Annotated in this window: 20 protein-coding genes; 10 read left to right on the top strand and 10 right to left on the bottom strand. The window is 72.1% G+C overall.

The features are described from left to right. Positions 1-7 precede the first annotated feature (7 nt). The 3 genes from fdxA to ACIQH8_RS13700 all read left to right on the top strand — a co-directional run bounded on the left by fdxA (position 8) and on the right by ACIQH8_RS13700 (position 2,949). Entirely contained in the window at positions 8-328 is a 321-nt protein-coding gene (fdxA, locus tag ACIQH8_RS13710) for a ferredoxin (RefSeq protein WP_400999512.1), read from the top strand. Between the two features lie 2 nt (positions 329-330). Then, on the top strand, positions 331-1,446 hold the full coding sequence (dapC, locus tag ACIQH8_RS13705) for a succinyldiaminopimelate transaminase (protein WP_400999510.1): 1,116 nt from the start codon (positions 331-333) through the stop codon (positions 1,444-1,446). Positions 1,447-1,650: 204 nt separating this feature from the next. Further along, the gene (locus ACIQH8_RS13700) at positions 1,651-2,949 is read left to right on the top strand and encodes a citrate synthase (protein WP_400999847.1); all 1,299 of its coding nucleotides are present in this window, start codon (positions 1,651-1,653) and stop codon (positions 2,947-2,949) included. A gap of 86 nt (positions 2,950-3,035) precedes the next feature. On the opposite strand, the gene ctlX is transcribed toward ACIQH8_RS13700, so the two are convergent. After that, positions 3,036-4,022, bottom strand: a complete 987-nt coding sequence (ctlX, locus tag ACIQH8_RS13695; protein WP_400999508.1) for a citrulline utilization hydrolase CtlX — start codon at positions 4,020-4,022, stop codon at positions 3,036-3,038. A 4-nt stretch (positions 4,023-4,026) separates the two neighbouring features. Continuing rightward, complete coding sequence (locus tag ACIQH8_RS13690) at positions 4,027-5,055, bottom strand: ornithine cyclodeaminase (RefSeq protein WP_400999506.1); 1,029 nt, start codon at positions 5,053-5,055, stop codon at positions 4,027-4,029. Positions 5,056-5,178: 123 nt separating this feature from the next. Here ACIQH8_RS13690 and ACIQH8_RS13685 point away from each other — a divergent pair, with 123 nt between their 5' ends. Beyond that, on the top strand, positions 5,179-5,610 hold the full coding sequence (locus ACIQH8_RS13685; protein WP_155051607.1) for an Lrp/AsnC family transcriptional regulator: 432 nt from the start codon (positions 5,179-5,181) through the stop codon (positions 5,608-5,610). Positions 5,611-5,625: 15 nt separating this feature from the next. Here the strand turns inward: ACIQH8_RS13685 and ACIQH8_RS13680 are convergent, their stop codons facing one another. Beyond that, complete coding sequence (locus ACIQH8_RS13680) at positions 5,626-8,238, bottom strand: penicillin acylase family protein (protein WP_400999503.1); 2,613 nt, start codon at positions 8,236-8,238, stop codon at positions 5,626-5,628. A gap of 106 nt (positions 8,239-8,344) precedes the next feature. Next, positions 8,345-9,301, bottom strand: coding sequence for a 2,3,4,5-tetrahydropyridine-2,6-dicarboxylate N-succinyltransferase (gene dapD, locus ACIQH8_RS13675; RefSeq protein ID WP_400999501.1), 957 nt, complete (start codon positions 9,299-9,301; stop codon positions 8,345-8,347). 87 nt (positions 9,302-9,388) lie between these two features. On the opposite strand from dapD, the gene dapE reads away from it, so the two are divergent. From dapE to ACIQH8_RS13660, 3 genes are all read left to right on the top strand, one after another. Further along, the gene (gene dapE, locus ACIQH8_RS13670) at positions 9,389-10,492 is read left to right on the top strand and encodes a succinyl-diaminopimelate desuccinylase (RefSeq protein WP_400999499.1); all 1,104 of its coding nucleotides are present in this window, start codon (positions 9,389-9,391) and stop codon (positions 10,490-10,492) included. Further along, the gene (locus ACIQH8_RS13665; RefSeq protein WP_400999497.1) at positions 10,447-11,745 is read left to right on the top strand and encodes a hypothetical protein; all 1,299 of its coding nucleotides are present in this window, start codon (positions 10,447-10,449) and stop codon (positions 11,743-11,745) included. The genes dapE and ACIQH8_RS13665 overlap by 46 nt, the downstream gene beginning before the upstream one ends. A gap of 86 nt (positions 11,746-11,831) precedes the next feature. Then, a complete protein-coding gene (locus ACIQH8_RS13660) occupies positions 11,832-12,005 on the top strand; it encodes a DUF3117 domain-containing protein (RefSeq protein ID WP_019179788.1) in 174 nt (57 codons plus the stop codon). Here ACIQH8_RS13660 and ACIQH8_RS13655 read toward each other — a convergent pair whose 3' ends face one another. Beyond that, positions 12,006-12,638, bottom strand: a complete 633-nt coding sequence (locus ACIQH8_RS13655; RefSeq protein WP_400999494.1) for an O-methyltransferase — start codon at positions 12,636-12,638, stop codon at positions 12,006-12,008. It abuts the gene before it with no gap. Positions 12,639-12,729: 91 nt separating this feature from the next. On the opposite strand from ACIQH8_RS13655, the gene ACIQH8_RS13650 reads away from it, so the two are divergent. After that, positions 12,730-13,119: a twin-arginine translocase TatA/TatE family subunit gene (locus tag ACIQH8_RS13650; protein ID WP_155051613.1), complete on the top strand. Its 390-nt coding sequence runs from the start codon at positions 12,730-12,732 to the stop codon at positions 13,117-13,119. Positions 13,120-13,150: 31 nt separating this feature from the next. Here the strand turns inward: ACIQH8_RS13650 and ACIQH8_RS13645 are convergent, their stop codons facing one another. After that, positions 13,151-14,719: a succinic semialdehyde dehydrogenase gene (locus ACIQH8_RS13645; RefSeq protein ID WP_400999492.1), complete on the bottom strand. Its 1,569-nt coding sequence runs from the start codon at positions 14,717-14,719 to the stop codon at positions 13,151-13,153. Positions 14,720-14,794: 75 nt separating this feature from the next. Here ACIQH8_RS13645 and ACIQH8_RS13640 point away from each other — a divergent pair, with 75 nt between their 5' ends. Both ACIQH8_RS13640 and ACIQH8_RS13635 read left to right on the top strand, forming a co-directional pair. Further along, positions 14,795-16,165, top strand: coding sequence for an MFS transporter (locus ACIQH8_RS13640; protein WP_400999490.1), 1,371 nt, complete (start codon positions 14,795-14,797; stop codon positions 16,163-16,165). Beyond that, a complete protein-coding gene (locus tag ACIQH8_RS13635; RefSeq protein WP_400999488.1) occupies positions 16,162-17,712 on the top strand; it encodes a pyridoxal phosphate-dependent decarboxylase family protein in 1,551 nt (516 codons plus the stop codon). Before ACIQH8_RS13640 ends, ACIQH8_RS13635 begins: the two co-directional genes overlap by 4 nt. Positions 17,713-17,802: 90 nt before the next feature. Here the strand turns inward: ACIQH8_RS13635 and ACIQH8_RS13630 are convergent, their stop codons facing one another. From ACIQH8_RS13630 to ACIQH8_RS13615, 4 genes are read right to left on the bottom strand one after another with little or no spacing between them, the layout of a single operon-like run. Next, a complete protein-coding gene (locus ACIQH8_RS13630; protein ID WP_400999486.1) occupies positions 17,803-18,651 on the bottom strand; it encodes a hypothetical protein in 849 nt (282 codons plus the stop codon). A gap of 53 nt (positions 18,652-18,704) precedes the next feature. Further along, positions 18,705-19,880: an Mrp/NBP35 family ATP-binding protein gene (locus tag ACIQH8_RS13625; RefSeq protein ID WP_400999483.1), complete on the bottom strand. Its 1,176-nt coding sequence runs from the start codon at positions 19,878-19,880 to the stop codon at positions 18,705-18,707. Next, a complete protein-coding gene (locus ACIQH8_RS13620; RefSeq protein ID WP_400999481.1) occupies positions 19,867-20,394 on the bottom strand; it encodes a DUF1003 domain-containing protein in 528 nt (175 codons plus the stop codon). Before ACIQH8_RS13620 ends, ACIQH8_RS13625 begins: the two co-directional genes overlap by 14 nt. Next, on the bottom strand, positions 20,381-21,715 hold the full coding sequence (locus tag ACIQH8_RS13615) for a magnesium transporter MgtE N-terminal domain-containing protein (protein ID WP_400999479.1): 1,335 nt from the start codon (positions 21,713-21,715) through the stop codon (positions 20,381-20,383). The genes ACIQH8_RS13620 and ACIQH8_RS13615 overlap by 14 nt, the downstream gene beginning before the upstream one ends. Positions 21,716-21,727: the final 12 nt, after the last annotated feature.

The raw sequence follows: 21,727 nt of genomic DNA, 5'->3' as shown, positions 1-21,727 counted from the left end.
ACCCACCGTGACCTATGTCATCGCCCTGCCGTGCGTCGATGTGAAGGACCGTGCCTGCATCGACGAGTGTCCCGTCGACTGCATCTACGAGGGTGAGCGCTCGCTCTACATCCACCCCGACGAGTGCGTCGACTGCGGAGCCTGCGAGCCGGTGTGCCCGGTCGAGGCGATCTACTACGAGGACGACCTCCCCGACGAGTGGGCCGACTACTACAAGGCGAACGTCGAGTTCTTCGACGAGGTCGGCTCGCCCGGCGGCGCCGCGAAGGTCGGCGTCATCCGAAAGGACCACCCGCTGATCGCCGCGCTGCCTCCGCAGGGTCACTGACCATGGCGCTCGGGGCCCTGCCCGAGTACCCCTGGGACCTCATGGTCCCGTACCGAGATCGTGCGGCCGCGCACCGCGACGGCATCGTCGACCTCTCGATCGGATCGCCCATCGATCCGACGCCGCGGCTCGTGCGGGACGCCCTCGCCGCGTCGACCGATGCGCACTCGTATCCGACGACGGTCGGCACGACCGCACTGCGACGCGCGATCGTCGACTGGTTCGCACGCCGCCGCGGCGTCGAGGGCCTCGAGACGGATGCCGTGCTGCCGACGATCGGCTCCAAGGAACTCGTCGCGCTGCTGCCCTTCTTCCTCGGCGTGGGCGCCGGTGACGCGGTCGTGCACCCGCGTGCGGCGTACCCGACCTATGAGATGGGCGCGGTCTTCGCGGGTGCCGACGCGGTGGCATCCGACGAGCCCGACGAATGGCCGGAGAACACGCGGCTCGTCTGGCTGAACTCGCCGGGCAACCCCGACGGTCGAGTGCTCGATGTGCCCGCCCTCCGTCGCGCCGTCGCGCGCGCTCGCGAGCTCGGCGCCGTCATCGTGGGCGACGAGTGCTACGCCGAGCTCGGCTGGGAGGCGCCGTGGGAGGACGGCGCCGTCCCGAGCGTGCTCGATCCTGCGGTGACCGGCGGCGATCCGCGCGGCGTGCTCGCGATCTACTCGCTCTCGAAGCAGTCGAACATGGCCGGATACCGGGCGGCGTTCGTCGGCGGCGACCCGGCGCTGATCGCGCGCCTCACGACCGCGCGCAAGCACGCCGGGCTCATGGTGCCGGCTCCGCTCCAGGCGGCGATGGCGGTCGCGCTCGCCGACGATGCGCACGTGCAGGAGCAGAAGGCGCGCTATCGCGCGAGACGCGAGCAGCTGCTCCCCGCCCTCGAGGACGCCGGCTTCCGCATCGACCACAGCGAGGCGGGGCTCTACCTCTGGGCGACCGAGGGGCGTGATGCGTGGGAGTCGATCGGACGGCTCGCCGACCTCGGCATCCTCGGCGGACCCGGGCACTTCTACGGACCGCACTTCCCGCAGCACGTTCGCCTGTCGCTCACCGCCACCGACGAGCGGATCCGTCAGGCGGCCGACCGACTGCGGGCGACGGCGGTGCGCTGAGCGCGGCGTGCGCGCCGATCGCAATCGAATCGTCACGATGGCTGTGGCATGACTCCAATCGATCGTGCGATCCGTTGGCGGATGCGACAGTGTGCGCCGGACCCGTCTAGGCTGTAGTCGGGCCGCGCGCGCCGACCGGTGCCGGACCGGAGAGCAGGGAACCGCGAGACAGTGACGATCACAGGAGACGCCGTGAGCAACGTCGTGAACGAATCCGTCGGGGTCGACGCCGACACCGCGACGCTGAACTTCCCCGGCGGAACGGCCGAATTCCCGATCCACCACGCCTCACAGGGCAACCCGAGCATCGACCTGTCGACGCTGACCCGGCAGACCGGTCTCACCGCGCTCGATTACGGGTTCGTGAACACGTCGTCGACGCGATCGGCCATCACCTACATCGACGGCGAGCAGGGCATCCTCCGCTACCGCGGCTATCCCATCGAGGAACTCGCGGAGCACTCGACCTATCTCGAGGTCGCCTGGCTGCTCATGTACGGCGAACTGCCCACGGCCGATCAGCTCGCCGAATTCGACGAGAAGATCCGTCGCCACACGCTCCTCCACGAAGACCTGAAGCGCTTCTTCTCCGCGCTCCCGCACACCGCCCACCCGATGGCCGTGCTCTCCAGCGCCGTGGCCGCCCTCTCGACCTACTATGAGGACTCGTCCGACCCGCACGATCCCGACCACGTCGAGCTCACCACCATCCGCCTGCTCGCGAAGATGCCGGTGATCGCGGCGTACGCGCACAAGAAGAGCATCGGCCAGGCGTTCCTCTACCCCGACAACTCGCTGAACTTCGTCGAGAACTTCCTCCGGCTGAACTTCGGCAACATGGCCGAGCCGTACCGCATCGACCCGACGCTCGCGAAGGCCCTCGACCGGTTGCTCATCCTCCACGAGGATCACGAGCAGAACGCGTCGACCTCGACGGTCCGCCTCGTCGGCTCCACCGGTGCCAACCTGTACGCGTCGATCTCAGCGGGCATCCAGGCGCTCTCCGGCCCGCTGCACGGCGGCGCCAACGAGGCCGTGCTGCAGATGCTCGCGCAGATCCGCGACTCGGGCGAGGGCGTCGGCAAGTTCGTCGAGCGCGTCAAGCGCAAGGAGGACGGTGTCAAGCTCATGGGCTTCGGCCACCGGGTCTACAAGAACTACGACCCGCGCGCGAAGATCGTGAAGACGAGCGCCGATGCGGTGCTCGAGGGCCTCGGAGTGAACGACCCGCTGCTCGACATCGCGAAGGAGCTCGAGCAGTTCGCGCTCGAGGACGACTACTTCAAGCAGCGGCGTCTCTACCCGAACGTCGACTTCTACACCGGCGTCATCTACAAGGCCATGGGCTTCCCGACGCGGATGTTCACGGTGCTCTTCGCCATCGGCCGCCTGCCCGGATGGATCGCGCACTGGCGCGAGATGAACCTCGACGGGGCCACGAAGATCGGTCGTCCGCAGCAGCTCTACACGGGATCGCGCGAGCGGCACTACCCGACGCACTGACCCGCGACGCCGTCCGCGGCGAGAACGAACGGCCCGTCCTCGGACGGGCCGTTCGTCGTTTTCGCGCCCGGATGTCGCGGCCGGCGTCAGAGCGCCGCGATCTCGTCCGCCGCGGCGTCGTCCACCGGCGCCGAGCGATGCTCGACCAGTCCCGGCCTCGGGTCGAGGTGCACGCCGGCGAGCATGCAGCGGACGGATCCGCCTGCGAGCTCGATGGTGGGCACGTCGAGCGGCAGCAGGCGTGCGCTGCGCTCGATGCGAGCCCGCTGGTCGGGGGTGAGCACATCGAACGCGGTGCGCGAGAGCGCGAGCACGCGGCCGGCGGTCGACCAGAGCTCGAGGGCGTTGCCGGCGAACGCGTCGACCTGCGCGTTGTCGAGCGCGATGACGTCGCGTCGACCGCGGGCGGCGAGCCGGCTGAGCACCTCGTCGCGGCGTGCGGGGGAGACGAACATGTCGGCGGCGACCAGTGCGAACTCGGTCGCGATGCTGAGGATCACGTTGGTGTGGTAGACGGCGACGCCTCGCCCGTCGACCGCGTCGAAGACCATCGGCTCGTAGCCGAAGTTCGTGCAGAAGCGCTCCAGCGCGATCGGGTCGGCGCGATTCGATCGCGCGGCGTAGGCGATGCGCGACTCGTGGTCGAGCACCATCGCCCCGGTTCCCTCGAGGAAGACGTCGTCGTACTCGAGGCCGGAGTAGTCGATGACGTCCTGGACGCGGTACGTGGTCTTCAGCAGCTCGACGATGTCGCTGCGCCGCTCGGTCCGCCGGTTCGGCGTGAACATCGGGAACAGCGCGATGTGCCCGCCGGAGTGCGTCGAGATCCAGTTGTTGGGGAAGACGCTGTCGGGTCGATGGGCCGTCTCGTCCTCGAAGAGGTGCACCGTCACGCCGGCCGCCTCGAGCTCGGCGGCGGCGCGTGTCACCTCGTCGTACGCGGCGGCGGCGAGCCGGTCGGGGTCGAGCCCGTCGACGTCGGGCTGGAAGCCGTTGTCGGCGAGCGTGTGCGGGTTCGGGGCGAAGTGGTGCGGCCGCACCATGACGACCGCGGCGGGGGACTGGACGGACATCCGCTCAGCCGACCGGCGAGAAGGCGCCGACGAGTCCGAAGAGGTCCTTCGGGTCGTCCGGGTCGGCGACGAGGTCGATCCGCTGCTCGTACCGCGTGCCGGCCACCTGGTCGCGCGCGTACCGCAGTGCCGAGAAGTCCTCGATGGCGAAGCCGACCGAGTCGAAGACCGTGATCGCGTCGTCATCCGGACGGCCGGCGCGGCGGCCCGCGAGGACCTCCCAGAGCTCGGTGACGGGGAAGTCGGCGGGCTTGGCCTGGATCTCGCCCTCGATGCGCGTCTGGGGCGTATACTCGACGAAGACGTCGGCGCGGTCGAGGATCGCCGGGTCGAGTTCGGTCTTGCCGGGGCAGTCGCCGCCGATCGCGTTGAGATGCATGCCGGGCCGGACCCACTCGTCTGCGACGACGGTCGCGCGCGCCTTGTCGGCCGTGCAGGTCGTGACGATGTCGGCGCCGTCGAGCGCTTCCGCGGCGCTGCCGGCGACCTCGATCGCGAAGCCGAGCGGCAGCATGTTCCGGACGAACTTCGCGATGGCGTCGGGGTCGACGTCGAACACGCGGAGCGTCGTGATACCGAAGGCGTGGCGGAAGGCGAGCGCCTGGAACTCCGCCTGGCTGCCGGTGCCGATCATCGCCATGACCCGGGAGTCGGGGCGCGCGAGCAGCTTCGCCGCGAACGCGGAGGTCGCGGCGGTCCGGAGCGCGGTGAGGACGGTCATCTCGGCGAGGAACGTGGGGTAGCCGTTGTGGACCTCGGCGAGCACGCCGAAGGCGGTGACGGTCTGGTAGCCGCGGGCGGGGTTCGAGGGGTGCCCGTTGACGTACTTGAAGGCGTAGGACTCGTGGTCGCTGGTCGGCATGAGCTCGATGACGCCGAACGGCGTGTGGCTCGCCACGCGGGGGGTCTTGTCGAAGCTCTCCCAGCGTGCGAAGTCCTGCTCGAGGTACTCCATGATCCCCGCGATGATGCGCTCGGGGCCGGTCGCGGCGACCCATCCGACCATGTTGCGTACGTCGACGAAGCTCGTCATCTCGTTCCCTTCAGTTCGGTGATTCGAGGGTACGATCCGTCGATATGCAACAGCAACGACCCCTCTGCGCACGAATCGTCACCCAGATGCGCAGTCTGCAACATCGTGCTATACGATATGCGCATGGAACCACTGGACGACCTGGACCGGCGGCTGCTGGCGCTCCTCCGGGAGGACGGCCGCACGCCCGTGGCCGAGCTGTCGCGCCGTCTCGGCGTGGCGCGGGCGACCGTCACCGGCCGGATCGACCGGCTCGTGGCATCCGGCATCATCGTCGGATTCTCGGTGCGCGTGCGCGACGAGACGGACCCGCTGTCGATCCATGCGATCTCGTTCATCGAGGTCGAGGGCCGCACGACCGACGACGTGATCCGCCGCCTCCGAGGGTTCCCCGAGATCATCGCGCTGCACACGACGAACGGCGGATGGGACCTCGTCGCCGAGCTCCGGACGGAGACGCTCGGCGAGTTCGACCGCGTGCTGGGGCGCATCCGCTCGATCGACGGCGTGGTCAACAGCGAGACGAGCCTCCTGCTGAGTTCGGTGCTGCGCTGACGCCCGCGCGCCGGGTCAGCGGCCGGGCTGCAGCACCAGCGTGTCGGTGGCGGCCCGTCGCACCGCGCGCGTCGAGAAGGGCCACTCGCGCGTCTCACCCGTCTGCCACAGTTCGGCCTGGTCGTCGTAATGCGGGTGGAAGGCGTGTCCCGAGGCGCCGGTCAGGTTGACCCAGGTGGAGTCGTTGAAGTTCTGGAGGTCGACCACCATGCGCATCGAGGGGACCCAGTTCACCTCGTAGCCGAGCGTCGCGTCCCAGCCGTTGGCGTTCACGATCGCCGACCCACCGCCCGTCTCGTACGGGCCCCGGTTGAACAGCCACTCGATCGGGCCGATGCCCGACTCGCCGAACGTCTGGTTGGTCAGCGTGAGCGTGTGCAGCCCGCCCCACCGCCACGACGCGGGGTCGTCGCCCATGAGGTCGGATGCCTCGGCCCACGCCGCGCCGAGGGCCGCGGCGAGCACCGCGTCGCGCCCCGTCGCCCCGGTCGCCCGATCGGACCACCACGCGTCATCGGGCTGGCCGAGCAGCGTGCCGAGGACCGAGAACCAGCGGTCGCCGCCGACGGGGCGGGTCGATTCGGGAAGGTCGCCGAACATGCCGTCGAGCAGGTTCCGCCAGAACACCGCGAAGTACGCCGCCTCGGCGCTGTCGGCGTCGGCGGAGGCGTCCCATTCGGCGAGCAGACCGGCGCCGCGGGCGGCGTCGCCGTCGAGGTCGAGCTCCGCGATCACCGGCAGGAACGCCTCGGCGTTGGCGTCGCGCGTGTCGAACTGGATCTCGCCCATCGCCTCGACGGTGATCGGCTCACCCGCGGCGATGAGCTCGCCGAGCCGGCGGTCGATGCCCTCGGCGCGGTACCCGAGGTCCCAGTCGCGCGTGAGCATCGGGCCGTCCTTCTCGACGGCGTTGTTGGCGGTCACGATGTAGCCGCGGTCGGGGTTCAGCACCGACGGCAGTTCCTCGAACGGGACCGTGCCGGTCCAGCCGTTCTCGCTCGTCCAACCGGGCAGCGGCACGGTGCCGTCGCCGGATGCGCGCACGGGGATGCGACCGGGCGCCTGGTAGCCGATGTTGCCGTCGACGTCGGCGTAGACGAGGTTCTGCGAGGGCACCTCGAAGAGTTCGGCGGCGGCGCGGAACTCGTCCCAGGTCGAGGCACGGTTCATCGCGAAGATCGACTGCGGAGTGCGTCCGGGTTGCAGCGCGGTCCACTGCAGCGAGACCTCGAGTTCGGCCCCCTCGGCCGCCGGGGGGTCCGCGGACGCCTCGGCGTCGGCGGCGGCCTCGCCCTCCGCGACGGCCGCGAAATCCGAGCCGATGTCGGTCACGATCGGCCCCCGAGCCGTCGAACGTACGGTGATGGTCACGGGATCGCCGCCGGCGACCTCGATGACCTCCTCTCGCGTCGTGAGCGGTTCGAGCGCGCCGTCGAACTCGTACGAGTCCTCGGTGACACGCTCCAGATAGAGGTCGGCGACGTCGGGTCCGAGGTTCGTGAATCCCCACGCGATGCGGTCGTTGTGGCCGATGACGATGCCGGGCAGCCCCGAGAACCCGTAGCCGGCGACGTCGAACGTGCAGTTCGCCGAGCGCTCGGCGCAGTGGAGGCCCATCTGGACCCAGATCGACGGCATCGCCGGCCCGAGATGGGGGTCGTTGGCGAGCAGCGGGAGGCCCGTGTCGGTGAGCGCCCCCGAGACGACCCACGAGTTCGAACCGATGTCGCCGCCCTCCGGGCCGAGCAGCTGGGGCAGGGTGTCGAGCCGGGTCGCGAGGTCGCCGAGGAGATTCGCCGTCTCCGGGTCGGCGGTGGTCGCGCCACGGCCGGACCCGGACCCCCCGCGGAGCGCGGTCGTGCCCTCGACGGCGCGCACGTCGAGACCGGCGGGTGCGGCCGCGACGGGGCCGCCGACGATGGTCGGCTTCGCCGACCACGGGAAGTCGGGATGCAGCTGCGCGACCTGTTCGGCAGTGAGCCCGGAGGAGAGCAGGAGCGCGCGGTCGATCTCGTCGCCGAGGTTCGACCTGAGGTCCCAGGCCATGGCCTTCAGCCAGGCGATCGAGTCGACGGGGGTCCAGGGCTCCGGCTCGTAGTCCGGGTTCTGCAGGGCGAGTACGCCGTATTCGAGCGAGAGCTCGACGCCCGATCGCTCGGAGAGGTAGGCGTTCACACCGTCGGCGTACGCCTCGTAGAGCGCGCGGGAGTCCTCGTCGAGCATCCCGAACTCCTGCTCCGCGATGCCCCGCCAGTCGAGCGTGCGGATGAACGCATCGGTCGCGACCTGCGATTCGCCGAAGAGCTCCGCGACTCGACCCGCGGTGACGTGCCGCCGGAAGTCCATCTCCCAGAAGCGATCCTGCGCGTGCACGTACCCCTGCGCGAAGAGCAGGTCGTGGTCGGTCTCGGCGACGATCTGGGGGATGCCGGCGTCGTCGCGGTAGACCGTCACCGCGCCGTTGAGGCCGGCGACCGAGATGCGCCCCGACTCGACCGGGAAGGAGCGGTGCACCGTCCACCATCCGAACCCGACCGCCGCGACGCCCAGCACGAGCACCGTGACGAGCGCCCCGACGAGGAACTTCGCCCATCCGGTGCGTCTGGTCCTCGGCGCGTCGGTTCCCACGTCACTCCTTCGTGTCGCACGGCTCGGGCCGCTCGTCCGAGCGGCCCCGGGTCATCACTGTACCCCGCCGGCCGCACCCCGTCGGCGCGCGTCGCCCGACGCGGTCTCAGGCGTGCAGCGCGGTGTTCAGGGCGACGCCCTCACCCGAGCGGGAGAGCACCTCGACGCGACCGTCGAGGGAATTGCGTCGGAACAGCAGGTTGGGCAGACCCGAGAGCTCGATCGCCTTCACGACCCGGTCGCGCTCGCCCGCGCTCCCGCGGAGCACCACCTTCGTGCCGGCGGTGACGTACAGGCCGGCCTCGACGACGGAGTCGTCGCCGATCGAGATGCCGATGCCCGAGTTCGCGCCGAGCAGCGCCCGCTCGCCGATCGCGACGCGCTGCGTGCCACCGCCCGAGAGGGTGCCCATGATCGAGGCGCCGCCTCCGATGTCGCTGCCGTCGCCCACGACGACGCCCTGCGACACGCGCCCCTCGACCATCGAGGAGCCGAGCGTGCCGGCGTTGAAGTTCACGAAGCCCTCGTGCATCACCGTGGTGCCCGGCGCGAGGTGCGCGCCGAGGCGCACGCGCGACGCGTCGGCGATGCGCACCCGCTCCGGGATCACGTAGTCGAGCAGGCGCGGGAACTTGTCGAGGCCGGTCACGTGGATGCCGGCACGCTGGAGCGCGGGACGGAGGCGGTCGAGGTCGTCGGGGTGCACGGGGCCGGCGTTGGTCCACGCGACGTTCGGGAGGTGCCCGAAGACCCCGTCGAGGCTCAGCCCGTTGGGCCTGACGAGCAGGTGCGAGAGGAGGTGGAGTCGCAGGTAGGCGTCGGGCGTGCTCGCCGGCGCGTCGGCGAGGCGGATGGCGACGCGGACGGCCTCGACGCGGACGCCGCGTCGGTCGTCGGGACCGACCGCCCCGACGGGCGGCTCCCACGCCGGTGCCTCGCCGGGCTCGCCGAGCTGCGGGCTCGGGAACCACGTGTCGAGCACCGTGCCGTCTCCGGCGATCGTGGCGAGGCCGTCGCCCCAGGCGGTGGCGGGCGCGGTCGGGTTCGACGAGTCTGCGGGCATGGCTCAAGGGTACCGAGCGCGATGGGCCGGCGACGGCGGATGACGCGGGGCCGGGGCCGCGCCATCCGCCCTCGTAGACTCTGGGGCATGGCTGCACCCGTCACGCCCACGGCCGCCCTCGACCTGTCCGCCGACGTGGTCGCCATCACGCAGGCGATCTGCGACGTCCCGAGCGTCTCGGGCGAGGAGGGGGCGCTCGCCGACCTCGTCCAGGCCGCGTTGGCCGATGCCGCGCACCTCGAGGTGATCCGCGACGGCGACACGATCGTCGCCCGAACGAACCTCGGGCGCGACCGCCGCGTCGTCATCGCCGGTCACCTCGACACGGTGCCGATCAACGGCAACGTGCCGACCCGGTTCGAGGTCGACGGCGACCGACAGGTGCTGTGGGGCCGGGGCACGGTCGACATGAAGGCGGGCGTCGCCGTGCAGCTGAAGCTGGCGCACGAGCTCGTCGCCCCGATCGTCGACGTGACGTGGATGTGGTACGACCACGAGGAGGTCGCGGCCGACCTGAACGGGCTCGGGCGGGTGCTGCGCGTCCGTCCCGACCTGTTCGAGGCCGACTTCGCGATCCTCGGCGAACCGACCCGCGGCGAGGTCGAGGGCGGCTGCAACGGCACGCTCCGAGTCGAGCTGCGCGCCACGGGTCGCCGGGCGCACTCGGCGCGCGGCTGGGTCGGCGAGAACGCGATCCACAAGCTCGCGCCGGCCCTCGGGCGGCTCGCGGCGTACGAGGCCGAGACGGTCCGCGTCGACGGTCTCGACTACCGAGAGGGCCTGAACGCCGTCTTCATGCACGGCGGCATCGCCGGCAACGTCATCCCCGACGACGCCGTGCTCACGCTGAACTACCGCTTCGCGCCGAGCCGTTCCGTCGAGGAGGCGACCGAGCGCGTCCGCACGCTCTTCCCCGAGTACGAGCTCACCGTCACCGACGCGTCGGAGGGTGCGCGGCCGGGACTCGACGACCCGCTCGCGCAGGAGTTCGTGCGCGCCGTCGGCGCCGACGCGCAGCCGAAGTACGGGTGGACGGATGTCGCGCGCTTCAGCGCGCTCGGGGTTCCGGCCGTGAACTTCGGCCCGGGCGACCCGCTGCTCGCGCACGCGGACGACGAGCGCGTCGACTGCGACGAGATCATCGCGTGCGAGTCGGCGCTGCGCGCCTGGCTGACCGGAGCGGCACGCTGAGCCGACCCGTCGGCGAGGAGACCGCGGCGAGCGCGCCCGAGCCGCGGCAGCCCGACGCGCACCGCGTCGGGCGGTGGTCGCCCCGGGTGCGGTGGCGCCTCCTGCCGTGGTGGGGGCGGGTTGTCGTGGTGTACCTCGCCGCACGTCTTGTGTCGATCGTCATCGTGCTGCAGTTCGCGCACGCGCAGGCGGCCAACGGCTGGACGGACGCGCGGCCGGGCTACTTCGAGTACGCGAACATCTGGGACGGGCGATGGTACGCGTTCATCGCCGCCGCCGGGTACCCGACCGAGTTGCCGCTCACGGAGGACGGCCGGGTCGCGGAGAACGCCTGGGCCTTCCTGCCGGTGTTCCCCGGCATCGTGCGGGTCCTCACCACGGTCGGTGTCCCCTGGGATGCGGCGTCCGTCGTGGTCGCGCTCGTCGCCGGCCTCGCGGCGGCGCTCGTCTTCCACCGGCTCATGTCTCGCTTCCTCGACGCCGACCAGGCGCTCTTCGCGGTCGTGCTGTTCTGCGTGGCCCCCGTGTCGCCGATCATGGGCTTCGGCTACGCCGAATCGCTCGGCTTCCTCTGGCTGGCGCTCGCGCTGCTCCTCCTCGTCGACCGACGGTACGGATGGCTCGTGCCCGTGATCGGCATCTGGGCCTTCACCCGGCCGGGGGCCCTCGCGTTCGCCCTCGCCCTGGGGCTGCACTGGATCGTGCGCTGGTTCACGCGGTCCCGCGACCCGTTCCCCGTCCGCGAGCGCGTGGCCGCGGCATCCGTCGCGCTCTTCGCCGCCGTCGTCGGGCTCGCCTGGCCGGCGATCGCGTGGGCGTTCACCGGCGAACCGGCCGCCTACACCGACACCGAGCTCGCGTGGCGGGCGCCCTATATCGGCTACGTGGAACTGGTGCCCCTCACGCCGTGGTTCCAGTCGGGGGACTGGTGGCTCGGCCAGCCGATGGGCACGATCGTGCCGATCGCACTCGTCGTGGCGTTCGGCGCGCTGCTCGTCATGCCGTGGGTGCGGCGGCTCGGCATCGACATCAGGCTCTGGCTCGCGAGCTATGCGCTCTACCTGTTCGCCGTCTTCTTCCCGCAGTCCAGCACGTTCCGGCTGCTCGCGCCGCTCTTCCCGATCGCGGGCGCGCTCGCCGTGCCGCGCTCGCCGTGGTGGCGCGGTTCGCTCGTCGCCGCCTCGATCGTGCTGCAGGTCGTGTGGCTGCGGATCGGGTGGTTCATCGACGGGTACGACTGGACGCCGCCGTGAGCGACCGTCCACAACGGCGGCCCGGTGTCCCGGGCGAGCGCCCCGATACGGGATAATGGAGATTCAGCCACGAAAGGGGTAGCTCAATGGCGGCCATGAAGCCACGCACTGGAGACGGACCGATGGAGGCTGTGAAGGAGGGGCGGCTCATCATCGTGCGCGTGCCCCTCGAGGGTGGCGGTCGCCTCGTCGTCTCGGTGAACGACGCTGAGGCCAAGGAGCTCTACGACGTCCTGGGGGGCGTCGTCAACGCGGCCTAGTCAGGCGCCCAGCTTCACGATCTGCAGCAGGCCGTCCCCGGCCGGCGAGATCGCGGTGACGACGGCAGAGGATCCTGCGAGTTCCGAGATGAGCCCGCGGAACGCCGTCGCCACCTCGTCCCGCCGAGCCGGGTCGGCCACCCTCCCCTTCCACAGGGCCCGGGCGACCAGCACGGTGCCGCCCGGCTTGGCCAGGCGCAGCCCGTGCTCGACGTACTCGATGACCGAGGCGGCATCCGCGTCGATGACGACGACGTCGTACGAGCGCTCGTTCATCCGCGGCAGCACCTCGCCGGCGCGACCCGCGATGAGGCGCACCCGCGCAGGGGCGATGCCCGCGTCGGCGAAGTGCTCGCGCGCATGCTGCTGGTACTCGGTCTCGGCGTCGATCGAGGTCAGGTGCGCCGAACGCGCGGCCTGCAGCATGTAGAGCCCCGAGACGCCCACCCCGGTGCCCACCTCGATGATCGCGCGTGCGTCGCTCGCGGCGGCGATCACCGCGAGCTGCGCGCCGACGGCCGGTGAGACCGGCTCGACGCCGAGTTCGAGGGACTGCTGACGGGCCTTCGCGATCGACTCCGATTCGACGACGGATTCGTCGACGTACTTCCAGTTCAGGTCGTGTTCGGACACGTGGCGGCTCCCGGGGACTCTGTCGACCCCCAAGCCTAGGGGTCGCGGCAACGGTCGATCGCACGCCTCGCCGCCGACTATCCTTGACCGCATGGGCGGCCTCACCTTCGACAAACTCCTCATCATCGGGGTGATCGCCGTGTTCCTGCTCGGTCCGGAGCGGCTCCCTCACTACGCGGCGCAACTCGGCAAGTTCGTGCGGTCGATGCGCGACATGGCGAACGGTGCGAAGGACCGCATGCGCGAGGAGATGGGTCCCGACTTCGACGACGTGGACTGGCGCAAGCTCGACCCGCGCCAGTACGACCCGCGTCGCATCGTGCGCGAGGCGCTGAGCGAGGTCGACCCGTTCGCCGAACCGGCGAAGCCGGTCGTCGCGCGAGCGGCGGTGAACGAGAACTCGGCGTACCTGCAGCGCAAGCGCAAGCTCGACGCGATCGCCGCGGGGGAGTCGGCGCCGTTCGACTCCGAGGCCACCTGAGGCGCGTCCGGCGGGCCCGGCGCGCCAGGGGTCAGGCTCGACGGATGGCGCGGAGCACCTGTGCGAGCACGACCAGCAGGCCGCTGAGCCGCGCGTAGTCGCGCCCGGTGTGCGGCAGCGGGATGACTCGCGTGTTCACCGACACGGTCACGGGGTCGACGAATCGGAGGAGTCCCTCGCGCCCGTTGCGGCGGCCGATGCCCGACGCCTTGAGGCCGCCCATCGGCGCGTCGACGGAGCCGAAGCTGCCGCGATAGCCCTCGTTGACGTTGACGCTGCCGGCGTCGAGCTGGTCCGCGACGCGGAGGGCGCGGCGGGTGGAGCCGGCGAGCACCGACGCGTTCAGCCCGTACTCCGACGCGTTCGCGGCGAAGACGGCCTCGAGTTCGTCGTCGACGACGTGGAGCGAGGCGATCGCGCCGAACGTCTCCTCGTCGAGCACGCGCATGCCGGGCGCGACGTCGGCCAGGACGGTCGGCTCGAACGCCCACGGCCCGATGTCGGGTCGCGCCCGGCCCCCGACGACGACGCGTGCGCCCTTCGCGAGCGCGTCGTCGAGGTGACCGCGGACGCGGTCGAGCTGAGCCGCCGTCGCGAGGCTGCCGTAGTCGGCGTCGTGATCGAGGCCCGAGCCGATCCGCGGGTCGGCCAGGCGCGCGGTGAGCGCCGACGTGAAGGCGTCGGCCACGCGTCGGTGCACGTAGATCCGTTCCACCGACACGCACAGCTGGCCCATGGAGGAGAAGCACGCGTGCGCGGCGTCGGCCGCCGCCTGCTCGACGTCGACGTCGTCGAGCACGATCAGCGCGTTCTTGCCGCCGAGTTCGAGGGAGGCGCCGACCAGCCGCCGGCCGGCCTTCTCGGCGATCCGACGGCCCGTGGCGGTCGACCCGGTGAAGCAGATGTAGTCGGCCTCGTCGGTGAGGGCCTCGCCGACCTCGTCGGGCTCGCCGGCGACCACGGCCCAGACGGCGTCCGGGAGCCCCGCGTCGATGAACGCGCGGCGCAGGGCGAGCACCGAGAGCGAGCCCTGGTCGTCGGCCTTCTGCACGACCGCGCAGCCCGCGGCGAGGGCCGGGATCACGTCCATCGCGGCGAGGCTGATCGCGTAGTTCCAGGGGGTGACGACGCCGACGACCCCCTTCGAGCGGTAGCGGATTCGCGTGGTCATCGCGACGGGGATGCCTGCGCGGCGGCGACCGCCGCGCAGGACGCGCTGCGCGCGGAGCGCGTTCCACCTGGTCACCGAGAGCGCCTGGAAGACCTCCTCGAACGCCTGGCCGCGCGTCTTGCCGCTCTCGAGCTGGGTCAGGTCGAGCAGTTCCTCGCGCCGCGCGACGATGAGGTCGTGCGCGCGGAGCAGGATCCGACGACGTGCGGTGAATCCGGCCCGGGCCCACGCGACCTGGGCGAGCCGCGCGCGGGAGACCGCGCCGCGGACGTCGTCGGCGCTCGAGCGCGGCAGCTCGACGAGCGTCTCGCCGGTGGCGGGGGTCGGGATCGCGGCCGTGCGGCCGGTCGTGGCGATCAGGTCGGCGACGAGGGCGTCGCGTGCGGGGCTCGGGGCGACGACCGGGGTTCGGGTGGCGGCGTTGGACACCCGGCCAGTCTAGGCGTGCGATCCACCGGGCGAGCGTGTCCGGATGGCCGTCGCCGAATGGGTATGCTTCCCCGCATGACTTCCCCGGAACGGCGGCTCTCCCGCGGCATCGTGGCCCGCTACGCCGTCGGCTCGATCGGCACGGGCGGCTTCGCGACGCTCCCGGGCCTCGTGCTGGTCTTCTACCTCACCGACACGCTCGGCGTCACGGCCCTGCTCGCCGGACTCGTCGTCACGGCGGCGAAGGTCTGGGATGTGCTCATCGACCCCTGGATCGGCGAGCGGAGCGATCACGCCCTCGCGGTCACCGGCACCCGTCGCACCTGGATGCGGATCGGCGCGGTCGCGCTCCCCGTCGCCTTCGTCGTCACGTTCGCCGCGCCCGCCGGGCTCGGGCCGGTCGTCGCAGGTGCGTGGGTGATGGTCGCGTTCCTCGCCACCGCGACGGCGTTCAGCCTGTTCCAGGTGCCCTACATCGCACTGCCCGCCGAACTCACCGACGACTACGACGCGCGCACCCGGCTGCTGACCTGGCGCGTGGTGGTCCTGAGTCTCGCCATCCTGCTGTTCGGGGCGGGCGGGCCCATGCTCCGCCGCGCGGGCGGCGACAACGAGGCCGTCGGCTACCTCGTCATGGCGATCGTCGCCGGACTCGTGATCGGCGTCGGCATGCTCGTGGCCGCCACGACCGCGCCGACCGGCATGGTCGTCGAGGAGCGCGAGCGCCGCAGCCTCGCCGCAGGCTACGCAGAGGGCCTCGACGCACTCCGCCGCAGCCGGCCGTTCCGGTTGCTGCTCTCGGGTTTCGTGCTCCAGGGACTCGCGACGGGCGTCATGCTCGCGGGCGCCAACTACGTCGCCGTGTGGGTCCTCCACTCCGAGGACGCGCTCACGTTCCTCTTCGTCGCCCTCATCGGGCCGGCCATCCTGTGCGCGCCGCTCTGGGGCCGGCTCGCACGCCGGATCGGCAAGGAGCGGTCGTTCGTCGTCGCGAGCGCCCTGTTCGCCGTGGCATCCGCCGGCCTCGCCGGCATGCTCTGGGCGCCGGGGGCCTGGGTGTACGCACCCGTCGCGATCGCGGGTGCCGCGTACGCCGGCATGCAGTCGCTGCCGATGGCGATGCTCCCCGACGTGGTCGCCCACGACGCGCGGACGAACGGGCCGGGCCGGGCCGGCACCTTCGGCGGCGTCTGGACCGCCGGCGAGACCACCGGGATGGCGCTCGGTGCGACGCTCCTCACGATCGTGCTCGCCGCCACCGGCTACCTCGAATCGGTCGGATCCGACGTGGTCGCGCAGCCCGATGCCGCGGTCGCGGGGATCGCGTTGAGCTTCAGCGTGCTGCCCGCGCTGCTCGTGCTCCTCAGCCTCGTGCCGCTGCTGCGCTACCCGCTGCGGCGCACCGATATCGACACCCCCGCCCCCACCGAGGAGATCGTCCGATGAACGCCTTCGAACGCGAGCCCGACGAGGTGCTGGCGGAGCTCGCCGCGCTCCGCGAGGCCGACGCGCCGACCCACGGCGGGCGCGTGCTCTCGTACGTCTACGACTCGGGCCTCGCCGAGCTCGACGAGCTCGCCGCACGCGCGGCGCGGCTCGTGCAGCCCGTGAACGGCCTCGACCCGACGACGTTCACGTCGGTCGCCGCGATGGAGGCCGGGATCGTCGGTTTCGCGCGCCGGGTCTTCCACGGCGAGGCGCGGGGCGCCGACGGCGCCGGCGACGCGGCCGAGGGAGCGACCGACGTCGTCGGCTCGGTCACGTCGGGCGGCACGGAGAGCTGCCTCCTGGCGGTGAAGACCGCCCGCGATCTCTGGCGTGAGGCGCACCGGGGTGACGAGCGGATGCCGCGGATCGTCGCCCCGACGACGGTGCATGCCGCGTTCCACAAGGCGGCCCACTACTTCGGGCTCGTGCTCGACCTCGTGCCGGTCTCCACGGAGACCGGCGCGCCCGCCGTGGCCGACGTCGTCGCGCGCCTCGCCGACGACGTGGCGCTCGTGGTGATGAGCGCGCCCTCCTACCCGTTCGCGACGCTCGACCCCATCGGCGAGGTCGCGTCGGCGACCGCCGAGCGCGGGATCGCCCTGCACGTGGATGCGTGCATCGGCGGGTTCGCGCTGGCCTTCCGGGAGGGGCTGCCCGAGTGGGACTTCCGCGTGCCGGGCGTGACGAGCCTGTCGGCCGACCTGCACAAGTACGGCTACGCGCCGAAGGGCGTGTCCGTGCTGCTGCAGCGGGGCCGCGACCGGCAGCGGCACCAGTACTTCGCGACGACCGCCTGGCCCGGGTACCCCGTCGTCAATCCGACGATGGCGGGCTCGAAGCCTGCCGGGCCCCTCGCCGCGGCGTGGGCGATCGTGCAGGTGCTCGGTGAACCCGGCTTCGCCGAGCTCACCGCGCGGGCGACCGCGGCGACCGTCACGCTCCGCGACGCGATCGACGGCATCGAGGGCCTCGCCGTCGTCGGCGAGCCCGTCGGGCCGCTCCTCGCGGTCCGCACCGACGAGTCGGTGCCCGCCGACCGTCGCGTCGACCCCCACCACTGGGCGGATGCGGCTCGCGACGCCGGGTGGCATCTCCAGCTCCAGCCGGGCATGGTCCAGGCCGACGGCACGGTGCTGCCGCACACGACGCACCTCACCGTCACGCCCGTCACCGACCACGTCGTCGACGAACTGGTGCCGGCGCTCGCGGCCGCGGCCGACGCGGTCCGCGGCATCCCCGCGGTCGACGGCGGCGAGCTCGTCGCCGGGCTCGCGCAGCAGCTTCCCGGGGGCGGCGACGCGCTCGCCGCGGCATCCGCGGGCCTCGACTCGGACACCGCGGCCGGGCTGCTCGGCGCGTTCGGACTCCTCGGCGGCGAGGGGGCCGGGGGAGCACTGCCCGAGCGGATGGCGCCCGTGCTCGCGCTCGTCGAGGCGTTGCCGGGCCCGCTCACCGAGCGGTTGCTCGTCGAACTGCTGGCGCGGGTCGTCGAGCCGCGCAGCTGACCGGGGGGCCCGACCCGCGACCGAACTCGGCCCCGAGAGCCGATCGGCGCCGGTCGGGCGGCCCGCGGCCGCGGCACTCGTGCCCGGCGCCTACAGCCCGCAGCGCTCGGCGTAGTAGGCGTACAGGTCGGCCTTGAGGTCTGCGCCCGACGCGATTTCGAGCCGGCCCTCGCGGCCGTCGCCGGTCGCCACCGTGAACGGCAGGATCGTGCCGCGCTTGTCGTCGGCGAGGGCGTGCGCGTCGCACCGTGCGGGGCGCACGGCGAGCGACGCCTCGACGGGTGCGTCGCCCGCGGCGACGTCGATGCCGAGCGGCCAGTCCTGGCCGTCCTCGTTGCCGATGAGCGTCGTGGCCGACACGCGGTCGATCGAGAGGGTTCCGTCGCCGGATGCCACGGGCGCGACGGTCACGTCGATCCACGCTCGCTGCTCGGTGCCGGTCCCGGTCGTGCGCAGACGCTCGGGCAGCTCGATGGCCGCGACGCCGGCGACCGATTCGGCGAGGCAGTCGGCATCGGCGATCCGCTGCATCGTGCCGAACGGGTCGTCGGGCTCGATGGTGCCCTCGCGTTCCGAGCCGTCGGTGGTCGTCACGCGGACGTCGATGCCGATCGCCGCGGGGTCGCCGTCGCACACGGCCCCGGCGAGGTCGAGCCGGATGTCGACGGCGTCCCCGGCGCCGAGGTCGAACGGTTCGTCGCGGCTCATGCCCGGCTCGAGGGCGGGGGAGTCGACCGTGATCGCGGTCACGGTCACCGGTTCGCCCGCGTTCTCGAAGTGCAGCACCAGGCGGTCGAGCGGGACGTCCATCCGCCCCTGCTGCACCGTGACCGACAGCCCGTCGGGCAGCCCGCCACCGGCCGAATCGGCGTTGGGTCCGCCGGCTGCGGCGCACGACGCGAGCGACGCGGCCGCGAGGCCCGCCACGACGAGGGACACGGGTGCGCGCCGCGCGGACCGGACGCGGGAGCGGGCGGCACGCGGCATCCGTCTCACCGCACCGAGACGTCGAGGCGTCGACCGGAGAGCGAGCGCGGGCGGCCGGCGAGGAACTCCGCCGCCTGCTCGATCGCGCGGGCAGCCGGGTCGTCGGGTTCGGAGACCACGACCGGGAGCCCGTCATCGCCGCCGCGCCGCAGCGAGACGCTGAGCGGCACCGCGACGATCAGCGGGACGGCGTCGTCGACGCCCTCGGAGAGCCGACGCGCGACCTCCTCGCCGCCGCCCGAGCCGAACAGGTCGAGCAGCGACCCGTCGGGCTGCGCGAGGCCGGCCATGTTCTCGATGACGCCCACGACGCGCTGCCCGGTCTGCCGGGCGACGAGGCCCGAACGCTCGGCGACGTCGGCGGCGGCCGGTTGCGGCGTCGTGACGACCACGACCTCGGCGTTCGGCAGCAGCTGGCCGAGCGATATCGCGACGTCGCCCGTGCCCGGCGGCAGGTCGACGAGCAGTACGTCGAGGTCGCCGAAGTACACGTCCGTGAGGAACTGCTGGAGCGTGCGATGCAGCATCGGGCCGCGCCAGGCGACCGCGACCGACGAGCCGCGGCCGCCCGGTTCGGTCGGCTCGACGAACATGCCGATCGAGATGACCTTCACGCCGTGCGCGACGGGCGGCAGGATCATGTCGTCGACGCGCGTGGGTCGCACGGCGGTGCCGTGCTCGTCGACCAGGCCGAGGAGGCCGGGGATGGAGAATCCGTGGACGTCGGCGTCGACCAGCCCCACCGAGAGGCCGCGGGCCGCGAGTGCGACCGCGAGGTTCGCCGTGAGCGTCGACTTGCCCACGCCGCCCTTTCCGCTCGTGACGGCGACGACGCGCGTCAGCGTGCCCGGACCGAACGGGTTGCCGCGCGCGGCACGGCCGCCGCGCAGGCGCTCCGTGAGCGCTGCGCGCTGCTCGGGCGTCATGACGCCGAGCTCGACGACCGCGTTGCCCGCCCCCACGACCTGCTCCGCCGCCGCGCGCACGTCGCGTTCGATGCGGTCGGACGCCGGGCAGCCGACGATCGTGAGGCGGACCCCGACCTCGACCCCGTTCTCGGTCGCGGTCACGCGCTCGACCATGTCGAGCTCGGTGATGGGCTTGCGGATCTCGGGATCGATGACGCCCGCGAGTGCGGCGCCGACGGCCCGCTCGACCTCGCCCGCGTCAGGACGGGGCATTCGCGGCATCCTCCTCGTCGCGCCGGTCGAGCTCCTCGAGCACCTGCCGCAGCTCCTGGCGGATGAACTCCTTCGACGCGAGGTCGCGCACCGCGAGCCGGAGCGCCACGACCTCGCGGGCGAGGTACTCGGTATCGGCGAGGTTGCGTTCCGCACGCTGCCGGTCCTGCTCGATCTGCACGCGGTCGCGGTCGTCCTGCCGGTTCTGCGCGAGCAGGATCAGCGGTGCGGCATACGACGCCTGCAACGAGAGCACGAGCGTCAGCGCGATGAAGCCGAGCTCGACCGAGTCGAAGCGCCAGGCCGGCGGAGCGAGCGTGTTCCAGAGGATCCAGAACGTGACGAAGAGCGTGAGGCCGAGCAGGAACCACGGGGTCCCCATGTTGCGCGCGACCCATTCGGTGAACCGGCCGAATCGGTCGCGGTCGCCGGAACGGCGCAGGGGCGGCGCGGATCGGCGCGTGCCCTTCGGGGTGTCGAACCGACGATCGTCGGCGGGGTCAACGCGTGCCATCTCCTGCCCTCCTTCCGGGTGCGATCGGGATGCTGCCGGTGGCCAGCTGTGCGCGGGCGGTCGCGCGCCTCGTCACCTCCGATTCGTCCTCGGGATGGCTTCTCCAGTCGTCCGGGAGCAGGTAGTCGAGCACGTCGTCGATCGTGACGACGCCGACGAGGCGGTGCTTCTCGTCGACGACGGGAACCGACACGAGGTCGTAGCTCGCGAGGATGCGGCTCACCTCGGCCGCCGACGTGTCGGCCTTCACCGGCTCGAGCCCCTGGTCGATGAGCGAGCCGAGCCGTTCGTGCGGCGGGTAGCGCAGCATCCGCTGGAAGTGGACGATGCCGAGGAACCGGCCCGTCGGCGGCTCGTACGGCGGCAGGGTGACGCAGACCGCCGCGCCGAGCGCGGGCGGAAGGTCGTGGCGGCGGATGAGTGCGAGTCCCTCGGCCACGGTCGCATCGGCCGACACGATGATCGGCTCGGTCGTCATGAGCCCGCCCGCGGTGTCGGGGCCGTAGGAGAGCAGGAAGCGGACGTCCTCCGCCTCCTCGGGCTCCATGAGCTCGAGGAGGTGCTCGCCTCGCTCCTCCGGCAGCTGGGCGATGAGGTCGGCCGCATCGTCGGGCGACATGTGGTCGAGCACGTCGGCGGCGCGGTCGTCGCCGAGCTTGGCGAGGATCTCGACCTGATCGATCTCGGGCATCTCCTCCAGCACGTCGGCGAGGCGATCGTCGGGGAGCTCGGCCGCGACCTCCTGCCGGCGCTGCGGCGGCAGGTCGAGCAGCGTGTTGGCGAGGTCGGCGGGCTTCAGCTCGGAGTACGTCGCGATGAGCTGCTCGGCCGACTGCGCCTCGCCGACCGCCGTCGTCTCGCGCACCTCGCGCCACGTCACGTACGCCGACGGGCCCTTCGCGAACGGCGACGCGCTCGTCTTCGGGCGGCGCACGAACAGCTGGTCGACCTCCCACTCGCCGGGCTCGCGCTCCTCGATCGCGACGTCCTCGATGCTCGCGGTTCCGGAGCCGTCGTTGAACGTCACCTTGCGGCCGAGCATCTCGGCGATGACCCGGACCTCGCCGCCGCGCTGCTCGAAGCGGCGCATGTTGATGAGCCCGGTCGTGATGATCTGGCCGCCGCCGATCGAGGTGACGCGGCCGATCGAGACGAACACCCGGCGTTTGCCGGGGATCTCGACGATGAGGCCGACCACGCGCGGCGGGTCGTCCTTGCGGTACACGACGAGCACGTCGCGCACCTTCCCGACGCGGTCGCCCGCGGGGTCGAACACGGCGCACCCGGCGAGTCGGGCGACGAAGACTCTCGTGGCGCTCACGCCTCCCAACTT

Origin of the sequence: Agromyces sp. GXQ0307, assembly GCF_044769845.1 — a bacterium.
In the GTDB taxonomy this organism is placed as follows: domain Bacteria; phylum Actinomycetota; class Actinomycetes; order Actinomycetales; family Microbacteriaceae; genus Agromyces.
This window is presented reverse-complemented; position numbering and strand designations above follow the sequence as displayed.

Coding starts and splice junctions, on each gene's coding strand:
- ACIQH8_RS13625 (WP_400999483.1), bottom strand. CDS start 19,880: ATGCCCCGTCCTGACGCGGGCGAGGTCGAGCGGGCCGTCGGCGCCGCA.
- ACIQH8_RS13635 (WP_400999488.1), top strand. CDS start 16,162: ATGAACGCCTTCGAACGCGAGCCCGACGAGGTGCTGGCGGAGCTCGCC.
- ACIQH8_RS13620 (WP_400999481.1), bottom strand. CDS start 20,394: ATGGCACGCGTTGACCCCGCCGACGATCGTCGGTTCGACACCCCGAAG.
- dapD (WP_400999501.1), bottom strand. CDS start 9,301: ATGCCCGCAGACTCGTCGAACCCGACCGCGCCCGCCACCGCCTGGGGC.
- ACIQH8_RS13690 (WP_400999506.1), bottom strand. CDS start 5,055: ATGACGAGCTTCGTCGACGTACGCAACATGGTCGGATGGGTCGCCGCG.
- dapC (WP_400999510.1), top strand. CDS start 331: ATGGCGCTCGGGGCCCTGCCCGAGTACCCCTGGGACCTCATGGTCCCG.
- ACIQH8_RS13640 (WP_400999490.1), top strand. CDS start 14,795: ATGACTTCCCCGGAACGGCGGCTCTCCCGCGGCATCGTGGCCCGCTAC.
- ACIQH8_RS13685 (WP_155051607.1), top strand. CDS start 5,179: ATGGAACCACTGGACGACCTGGACCGGCGGCTGCTGGCGCTCCTCCGG.
- ACIQH8_RS13650 (WP_155051613.1), top strand. CDS start 12,730: ATGGGCGGCCTCACCTTCGACAAACTCCTCATCATCGGGGTGATCGCC.
- ACIQH8_RS13660 (WP_019179788.1), top strand. CDS start 11,832: ATGGCGGCCATGAAGCCACGCACTGGAGACGGACCGATGGAGGCTGTG.
- dapE (WP_400999499.1), top strand. CDS start 9,389: ATGGCTGCACCCGTCACGCCCACGGCCGCCCTCGACCTGTCCGCCGAC.
- ctlX (WP_400999508.1), bottom strand. CDS start 4,022: ATGTCCGTCCAGTCCCCCGCCGCGGTCGTCATGGTGCGGCCGCACCAC.